The sequence below is a fragment of the Dyella sp. genome (assembly GCF_035685885.1).
GTDB lineage: Bacteria > Pseudomonadota > Gammaproteobacteria > Xanthomonadales > Rhodanobacteraceae > Dyella.
In genome coordinates this window covers 1-7,714 of sequence record NZ_DASRZX010000158.1, presented here as the reverse complement: position 1 = coordinate 7,714, position 7,714 = coordinate 1, and the positions used below count along the sequence as shown (strand labels likewise).

At 65.5% G+C, this 7,714-nt stretch carries 8 protein-coding genes and 1 pseudogene; 1 reads left to right on the top strand and 8 read right to left on the bottom strand.

Annotation, left to right across the window (positions count from 1 at the left end; translation table 11 throughout):
- From VFG49_RS17920 to VFG49_RS17910, 3 genes and pseudogenes are all read right to left on the bottom strand, one after another.
- Positions 1-851, bottom strand: a pseudogene (locus tag VFG49_RS17920) (putative baseplate assembly protein); the annotation flags it as partial.
- Positions 848-3,661, bottom strand: coding sequence for a putative baseplate assembly protein (locus tag VFG49_RS17915; RefSeq protein WP_324863093.1), 2,814 nt, complete (start codon positions 3,659-3,661; stop codon positions 848-850). The gene VFG49_RS17915 and the pseudogene VFG49_RS17920, both read right to left, overlap by 4 nt.
- Positions 3,658-4,029 carry a GPW/gp25 family protein gene (locus tag VFG49_RS17910; protein ID WP_324863090.1) on the bottom strand — a complete coding sequence of 124 codons (372 nt, stop codon included), beginning with the start codon at positions 4,027-4,029 and terminating at the stop codon, positions 3,658-3,660. Before VFG49_RS17910 ends, VFG49_RS17915 begins: the two co-directional genes overlap by 4 nt.
- Before the next feature lie 11 nt (positions 4,030-4,040).
- Between VFG49_RS17910 and VFG49_RS17905 the strand changes: the two genes are divergently transcribed.
- Positions 4,041-4,343 (top strand): hypothetical protein, encoded by a 303-nt coding sequence (locus VFG49_RS17905; RefSeq protein ID WP_324863088.1) that lies wholly within the window; start codon positions 4,041-4,043, stop codon positions 4,341-4,343.
- A 29-nt stretch (positions 4,344-4,372) separates the two neighbouring features.
- On the opposite strand, the gene VFG49_RS17900 is transcribed toward VFG49_RS17905, so the two are convergent.
- The 5 genes from VFG49_RS17900 to VFG49_RS17880 form a co-directional block, all read right to left on the bottom strand.
- Positions 4,373-4,879 (bottom strand): phage baseplate assembly protein V, encoded by a 507-nt coding sequence (locus tag VFG49_RS17900; RefSeq protein WP_324863086.1) that lies wholly within the window; start codon positions 4,877-4,879, stop codon positions 4,373-4,375.
- Positions 4,876-6,012, bottom strand: coding sequence for a hypothetical protein (locus tag VFG49_RS17895; RefSeq protein WP_324863084.1), 1,137 nt, complete (start codon positions 6,010-6,012; stop codon positions 4,876-4,878). Before VFG49_RS17895 ends, VFG49_RS17900 begins: the two co-directional genes overlap by 4 nt.
- Complete coding sequence (locus VFG49_RS17890; protein WP_324863082.1) at positions 6,005-6,325, bottom strand: LysM domain-containing protein; 321 nt, start codon at positions 6,323-6,325, stop codon at positions 6,005-6,007. The genes VFG49_RS17895 and VFG49_RS17890 overlap by 8 nt, the downstream gene beginning before the upstream one ends.
- The gene (locus VFG49_RS17885) at positions 6,325-6,981 is read right to left on the bottom strand and encodes a hypothetical protein (RefSeq protein ID WP_324863080.1); all 657 of its coding nucleotides are present in this window, start codon (positions 6,979-6,981) and stop codon (positions 6,325-6,327) included. The genes VFG49_RS17890 and VFG49_RS17885 overlap by 1 nt, the downstream gene beginning before the upstream one ends.
- Positions 6,978-7,714 (bottom strand): hypothetical protein (locus VFG49_RS17880; protein WP_324863078.1); only part of this gene is annotated, 737 nt, incomplete at its 5' end. The genes VFG49_RS17885 and VFG49_RS17880, both read right to left, overlap by 4 nt.

Sequence of the window (7,714 nt, the reverse complement as noted above, 5' to 3'; positions counted from 1 at the left end):
CGCGCGTCGCCCGATGCCAGCGCGACGACGGCGCGATTGGCGGCGGCAATGATCGCCACGGTGGCTGCATCCATCGCCTGCAGGCGGATGCGGCTGCGCTGGTCGGCAGCTGGCAGTATGGCGCCGGTGGCCGGATCGGTCTGCTGGACGTCCACCGAGTCCACCAGCCGCATCGCCGTGGTGCCCGTTGCCAGCGCGCCAAACAGGAACAGTAATTTGTCGTTGTGCTTGAGCTGGGTATTGGCGCCGGCGAGCCATAACTGATCGAGCGAGGCGATGTTGTCCAGCGTGATGTTCTGCGGCTGGGTCTGCCGCGGCTTCAGCACGTTCCATTCGTGTCGCGCATCCAGCGACTCCGCCGTCTCGAAGGTCTGCATCTGCTCGCCCGGCGCCGGCACGGACTGCGCCTTGGCGCCCAGGGGAATGGTCACTGGCGGCGAGTTGTCATCGATGGTGTAGGCCAGATAGACACTCGCCGCCACGCCGGGACGCAAACGGTAATCCACCAACCGACCCAGCTGCAGCACGGAACAGCGCTCCGTCGCCGTGCGAAGGTAACCTTCGTTGGCGATGCGCTCCTGGTAGAAGCTCAACACGTCGGCGCCGATGGCCCATGCATCGATCAGCGCCATGGAAGGATCGTCCAGCTCACGCGTGCGCAATCCTGCCAATGCCGGCAGCGCGGACGAACTCAGGTCCATCTGCATGGTCGCGAAGAAGTCGGCATAGGTTCCCACGCGATACGCGAGGCTGCCGAGCCCCGGCCGGTTGTAGAGGGAAAGCGGCGTGCGTTCGCTGGCGCCACATCCGCAGGCGCAGGCGTGCTGGCCACAGACGCTGCAGCAGCTCATCGGCCACCTCCCATGATGAATGTGATGGAGCCGCGGTCCGGATGGTCGGGACTGCTGTCGACCTGCGCGATCTCCACCGATGCCATGGACAACAGGCCATCGGCCGGCACGTCGCCCGACACGCCGCCTTCCGCGCGTGCGAGCGTGACCAGCTCGACGTGGGCGACACCGACAACAGCCTGTGCTTCGGCGATCAGCGCACTTCCGTAGACAGAAGCGCCAAGCAACAACCGATCCGGATGGAAGAAGCCCGGCAGGCCGTCGCTACGCAGACCGGAAGTGAAACGATCCAGCAGCTCGGTCTTGACGAGTGCCACCAGGAAATCGGGCAGCACGCAGACGTGCAGTTCGATCAACAACGGCACGTAGCGCGCGGCCAGCACGGCCACGTCATGCCCGATGCGGCGGTACGGTTGCAGGTCACGCTTCACCGTGGACGCCAACGACGCGGCAAGCGCTTCCGCGCCGCGCGGATCGACCACCACGTCGGCTTCATACCAGCTGCCGTTCCATGCGAGCTGGCAGGAGGCACCCTGCAGCGCAGGCTCGCGTGCCGCGAACATGGCGTAATCATCGGCGGTGATGGCCCGCAAGGGATAAGCGCGGAAGGCGCCGGGCGCATACAGCTTCACCTCGGCCAGGCTCTCCGGATCGGTGCCACCGGCGGCCGCCAACGGATTGCGCGGCACGATGCCCACCGGCGGCGTGTCGTTCTTCACGGCCAGCCACACGATGCTGTCGCAGCCCACGTTGCCCGCGCTGCCATTGCCGATGCGCGGCAAGGCGCGGAAGAAATCGCCTGCTTGTGGCTGCTGCCCCAGCGTGCCATCGCCGAAGCGAAGATGCGCCACGCCGTCGTCGTCCACTTCCACCACGAAATGACGATCGTCGGTGCCGCTTTCCAGCAGGTCGTAACGCACCACCCACGAGCAGCGTGCATCAGGCGTGCCGCTCACCAGCACCTCGTCCAGCCGTCCGCCATACACCGCGAGCTGCGGCTGTGCCTGTCGCGGATCGCGCGACAGCAGCTGGCACACCGGTACGCCTGGACCGGCCGGCAACGGTTCTGCCCAGGTCAACGGCGCACTGGCCAGTGCATGACCGGAATCGCCCGCCGGGCGGATCACGTCCTGCACGGCGTCATCGCAGACGCAACAGGTATATTGCGCACCGCCGGGCACCAGCCAGCATTCCTCCTTCAGTGCCATGCAACGCGTGCAGGCATCGGGCACGGCGGCCATCGCGCTGGACAGCCCCGGATAGTCCACATCGTCGATGGCATCCGGCGGCGCGCACAGCGCATCGCACTGACACTGCCCCGGCAAGTGATCGCCATGATCGACCAGCAGCACGTTGCCACGTGCCAGGCTTACGTCGTCGATCCAGCGGCAATCCGGCGACGGCAGACGCACGGAGAGGCACAGATCAAACGGCAAGGCATCGCACGCATCCCAGCTCACCTGCAGCAGCAGGCTGCCATCCAGCGGATCGATCAGCTCCTGCACGGCCGTGAGTCGCACCGCATGGCGATGCGTCGGATCGGCGTCCGCCGGATTGCCGGTGGACACGCCCAGCACTTCCTCGAAGATCAACAGGTCGCCGACCTTGAGCTTGAGCGCACGCTGCGGCACGTTTACCGCAGCGGACTTCACCTGCGGCACCGGCGTATTGCCCGGCGTGCCATCGGGAGGCGTTCCGGCGGGAGGTGTTTCCGCGGGAGGCGTCGTCACCGGTGGCGCGGGCAGCGGCGCATCCAGCAGCACCGCCTGCGTGCTGCCGCGTGGCAGGCAGCATCGTTGATTGCCCCAGGTATAGAGCCGGATGCTGCTTTGCGCTGCCACTACGATGATGGTTTGCGCGCCGTCGAGCGGCATCGGTTCGAACACCAGTGCACCCTGTGCGCGCACCGCTTCCAGCGTCTTGGCATCGATGGCACCTGGCGTAACGCCCGTCTGCCCAGGCGGCGGCACCAGCAGCAACAACTGGTCGAGCACGAGCGTCTGTTCGCCGGCATCCAGCGCAAGCGTCACGAAGGCACGCGCATTGCAGCCTTCGTGCATGCGGTAGTCCACCAGTCTCGCGTGCCGGCGCACCGAAATGCGGCGCCGCGCCGTGGCGAGGTAGGCCTCTGTTGCCACGGCATCCTGGTAGTAGCTCAAGTGATCGGCGACATACGCCATCACTTCCACCATCGCCACCCCGACATCGGGCACGTGGCGCTCCTGCCATCCGGGCACGGTGATCGCCATGCGATCGAGGAACAGTTGCCGGAAGCTGGCATAGTCCTTGGCGAGATAGTTGATGTCCGGCAGCGTTGGCGCCGGCTTCATGCATGGCGTGGTGGCGGCGTAATCGACGTTCTTCGCGCAATTGAGACGAAAGCGCACCGGCGCGCAGGCATAGCGCGGATCGAACCCGGGATACGCCCGCCAGCTGGCCGGATCGTCGCCCGACGATGCATCGACCAGGCACAGGCAATACGCCGAGTGATCGCCTTCGCGATCCAGCACGACGCGCAGGCAGACATCGTCGTGCATGTCCGGCTCGTGCTCTTCGTTGACGCTGAGCGCATGAAGGCCGGTGATGCGGTCGCCACCGCTGATGCGCACGTTGCCCACCGCGATGTCCGGCGGTATGTCGCCAAACAGGTGCACGCAGAGGGAAACACCGTCATCGCCCACTTCGACGAAGTCGATGCCGTTGAGCTTGCCCTCCAGCCGCACCTTCTCGCGACGCAGGTCGTCGCTGCAGGCGGGCGACAACTGGCAGCTGATGCCCAACGACGACGGTGCACTGTCGATGGTGTTCATGGCGCGCTCCGGCTGAAGCTGTCCGTGCGCGCCTCGCCCGTGGCCAGCACCACGTAGCTGAGCTCCACCGTCAAGGTGGCATCGATGGCGGTCACATCCAGCGCGTTGACGCCAATGACATCACCCAGGTATCGCTGCAGCGCTGCTTGCAAGGTGAACTGCAGGGCCGCTGCCACTTCCGGGCTGTTGGGTGCAAACACCATCTGCAGCAGGCCGCTGCCAAAGTCTGGCCGGTTCACGCGCTCGCCGGGGCTGGTGAACAGCAGTTGTTCGATCAGGTCGCGTACGTGGTCGTCATAGTCCGGCGACGCCGTGCGGCCCGAATGGTCGAAGTGATAGGGAAAGTCGATGTTGATCGCGGGGTCCATGGCATCCTCACATGGCGCTGGCGCGCATCTGGCTGGCGACGATGAGCAACGGCGTGCCGGTGGGTGCACAGATCGCCTGGCTGTCGAAGCAAAGCAGCGGCTGGCCGTTCGAGGTGACGCGCGTCGCGGAGCTCACGAACTGCGCGGTGATGCAGGGTCCGTTCGCTGCCGGCGGCGGTGGCAACGCGCAACCAGCCACCAGCCATGGCCCGGCGATGGTGACCGTGGGTTGTCCGCTCACCGTCACGCGCGGATTCGGCGTCATGGCCTGGGCCTGTCCCCCGTGGGAACACAGGACCGTGGCACCGACATGAATGAGGAATCCAGGCATCGGTCAGTCTCCCTACGTCACGACCAGCGCGCCGTTGTTGATGGTTACGGTGGGGCCGGCCAGCACGATGGTGGCGCCCTTGCCGTTGGAGATGGTGATGCCCACGTCGTTCACGACGATCATCGCGCCCGTGGTGCTCTTGATCATGATGCCGCCGGTGGGGCCGGGCACGTCGCTGATGCACAAGGTGTTCTGCAGTCCCGAACCAAGCACGATGCTGGGGCTTGCGGGATTGCCTGCCAGTGCCAGCGCCGGCACTTCCGCCGCCACGCCCCAGAAGCCGCCGGTCCAGATCGGATAATCCGGATCGCCCTGCTCGAACTCGATCCACACGCCTGCCCCGACCTGCGGCACCACATAGACACCGCTCTGCTTGCCCGCGACGGGCACGCACGGCAGCGCCCAGCTCGATGGCAGCATGCCCGACACATCGGGCACCATCGCCTGGATGCGCCCCAGCTGCAGCGGATCCACGTTCTGCAGCACCGTGCCGCGGTATTTGCCGTAGTACCTGCTCATGGCGGCACCAGCGGCAAGGTGGAGATGAGTCCCTTGCGCGAGAGGCTGAAGCTCTGCTTGTACTCGCCACGCTTGATCGAATGGCGCACTTCGGACACGTAATGCAAACCGTCGAAAGCCGGACCCACGCCACGCACGCCCACCAGTTGCCGTGGCTTGAGGATGCGGCCATAACGCGTCACGTCGAGGCTGCCCGTCCCCGTCACCGTATCGGCCGACTTCGCCGCTTCGGCCATGCCCAGAAGCATCGCGCGCGTCGGCGAGTACTTCGCCGTTTCGGGCAGCGGCCGCAGGCGTTGCGGCGGCGGATCGATCAAACCCAGCGGCGGATTGAGCGGGCCGATGTCGGGAATGGGTATCGGCAGCGGCACCTTGGTCTGCTGGTTCTGGATGTAGACCAGCGGCAGGCTGCGTGCGTCGCCGTTGTAGCTGAAGCTGAGATTCTCCACGTTGCTGCCCGCATCCATGTCCGCGTTGAGCGCGGGCTGCGGCACGCCGACCTTGATCTTCGGCCCCCAGTACGCCGTGCTCATGCCGGGCACAGGACCTGGATCGATGTAGAACACATAGCCCACCTGCTCGGCGAGCATGCGGATGTAATCGAGATCGCTGCCCTGCTGCGTGGGAATGCGGTCGGTGGGAATCGGCACGTCGATGGCGATGCTGGGAATGATCAGCGGCACCACGCCAAGGAACGCGTACTTGGCCAACAGCAGCGCCACGATCGCCTCGGCGGGCATCGCCGGATACGGCGTACCCGGCAGGCCGGAGAATTCCAGCTTCTGCATCACCGTGGTGAGGTCATCGCCCATCACGTTGAGGCTCGCATGGCGCTGGTCGGCCCCCGGCGCTACCGTGGTCTTGTTGACCACGCCGTCGATCAACACCTGCGGCGTGCCGTTGATGGTGGCGATCAGGATCACGCGCAACAGCGGCACCACGCCCCCGCCGCTCAACAGGAACAGCGTGTGCAACGGCGACTGCACGCTCAGCGTGAACTGCAGCGTGAACGCGCCGGCTGCTTCGTCAGGCTGCACCACCTCCACCTGCGTAAGCGCGTCGAGCACGATCTGCGGCACCGGAATCGGCACCACCGGCCCGACCATCAGCGTTAGGTGCACGCCCTTAAGCATGCGGCACCCCGGGGATGCCCTCGGGCAAGGTGATGGCGATGCGCCGCCCTATCGTCTCGGTGAGTTCTTCCGGGCGCAACGCGCGATTGGCATCGCACAGACGCCAGAACTGTTCCGGATCGCCGAGATATTTCGCCGTGATGTTGTCCAACCGCTCACCCTGCGTGACGCGATGCCACTGCAGCAGCGCGAAGTTCTCGGGCGCCGGCACCATGCGACGCCTGAGGTACACGATGGGCGTGCCGTCGGCACGCACGTACGTGCAAGTTGGCGTCAACGCGTAGCGGCTGGTGGGAGAAAAGTTCGTGGCCATCACGGCACTCCTGTCAGGCCGAGCGCGGAGAGCGGCATGGCGGGCGCGGTCTTCGCCAATTGCTCCTTGCGCTGCAGGTAACTCATGAACAGGCTGGCGGCCTTGTGCCCGGTGGGCACGTCGTCCACCGAGAGCACGCGCAGCCCAAGGCTGACCTTGGCGCGAATCGGATTGAGCGCCGTGTCGAAGGCTTCCTCGGTGATGCTCAGCTCCGTCACACGCACGGGAAGAATGCGTGTCTGGCTCCACACGAACAGCGCCAAGGGCGTTTCCATCGGGATGATTTCCAGCGTGCCGATCTGCGCCAGCGTGTCGTTTGCGTTCAACTGCGCGCTGGTGGGATAGATCATCGTTTCCAGCGCGGCCAGCTGCGCAAACACGCCCGACTGCGTCGTCACCGGATTCTGATCGGGAAACTCCAGCTGGTCGGACGCATCGATCTCGGCGTCGAGCTTGATCGTCTCCACCGGCGGCCCCTTCAGTCGCAACACCTCCGAACGATCACCACTCGCCCCCATCGCCTGCACCTGCAGGGAACGCGTGATGGAATCGGGGTTGTATTGCAACGTGATCACGCGCAGCACCTGCGAACTGTCGGGATCGATCAGCACGATGCCGCCCTTGAGGATGCGGGGGGAACCGTGGAAGCTGCTCATGGTTTTCCTCCACTGCCTGATGGTGGCGAACCACTGCCACTGCCGCCTCCAAGGTTGCCTTGCTGCTGATTGCCGGTAGCCGCCGGGGCGAGGTCTGTCTTCGTCACATCAATGATGGTGACGTCGTGGTTGTTGACCTTTCCCTTGCGAAACTGACGGCGGATGCTGTGCGAACCGATCACCACGCCGTCATACGAATAATCCTGCCGACACACCGATTCACACGAATCGATACCCTTGGGGTTACGCGTGGCGTCGTGGAGGAAGCTCACGTCCTCCGATTGCGAGGTGTGTATGTCGTAGAAACGATTACGCATCGCGGGCTGCTCCGGCCGCACGCCACGAGCGCGAAGCTTCGCGCCGATCGGGAAGTGTGAATGACCGTTGCACGGCCCCGGCCGCGTGAGCGTGTCCGGACACGTCGAGGACACTTGCTGCAACGATTCGACGACCTCATTGCCATCCCATGTCGTGCTGTCGGGCAGCACCTGCATCCGCGCCACGATGCCCAGGCCCGACAGATACCCGGCCTGCAACGCGGCCTGCGTGTAGCTGGTGGTCGCATCCACCTTGGTGCCGGTGGGGCGCGGCCGCGGCGGCACGGGTTGCGCATTGCTGCCGGAACCGACCGGCGACGGACCATCGACCGATTCGGCACCTTCGTCGTCGCCCTGTCCGTTGAGTGCTTCGCGTGCACCGAACAGGGGTAACCGGCTGAAGTCATGCGCGGGCA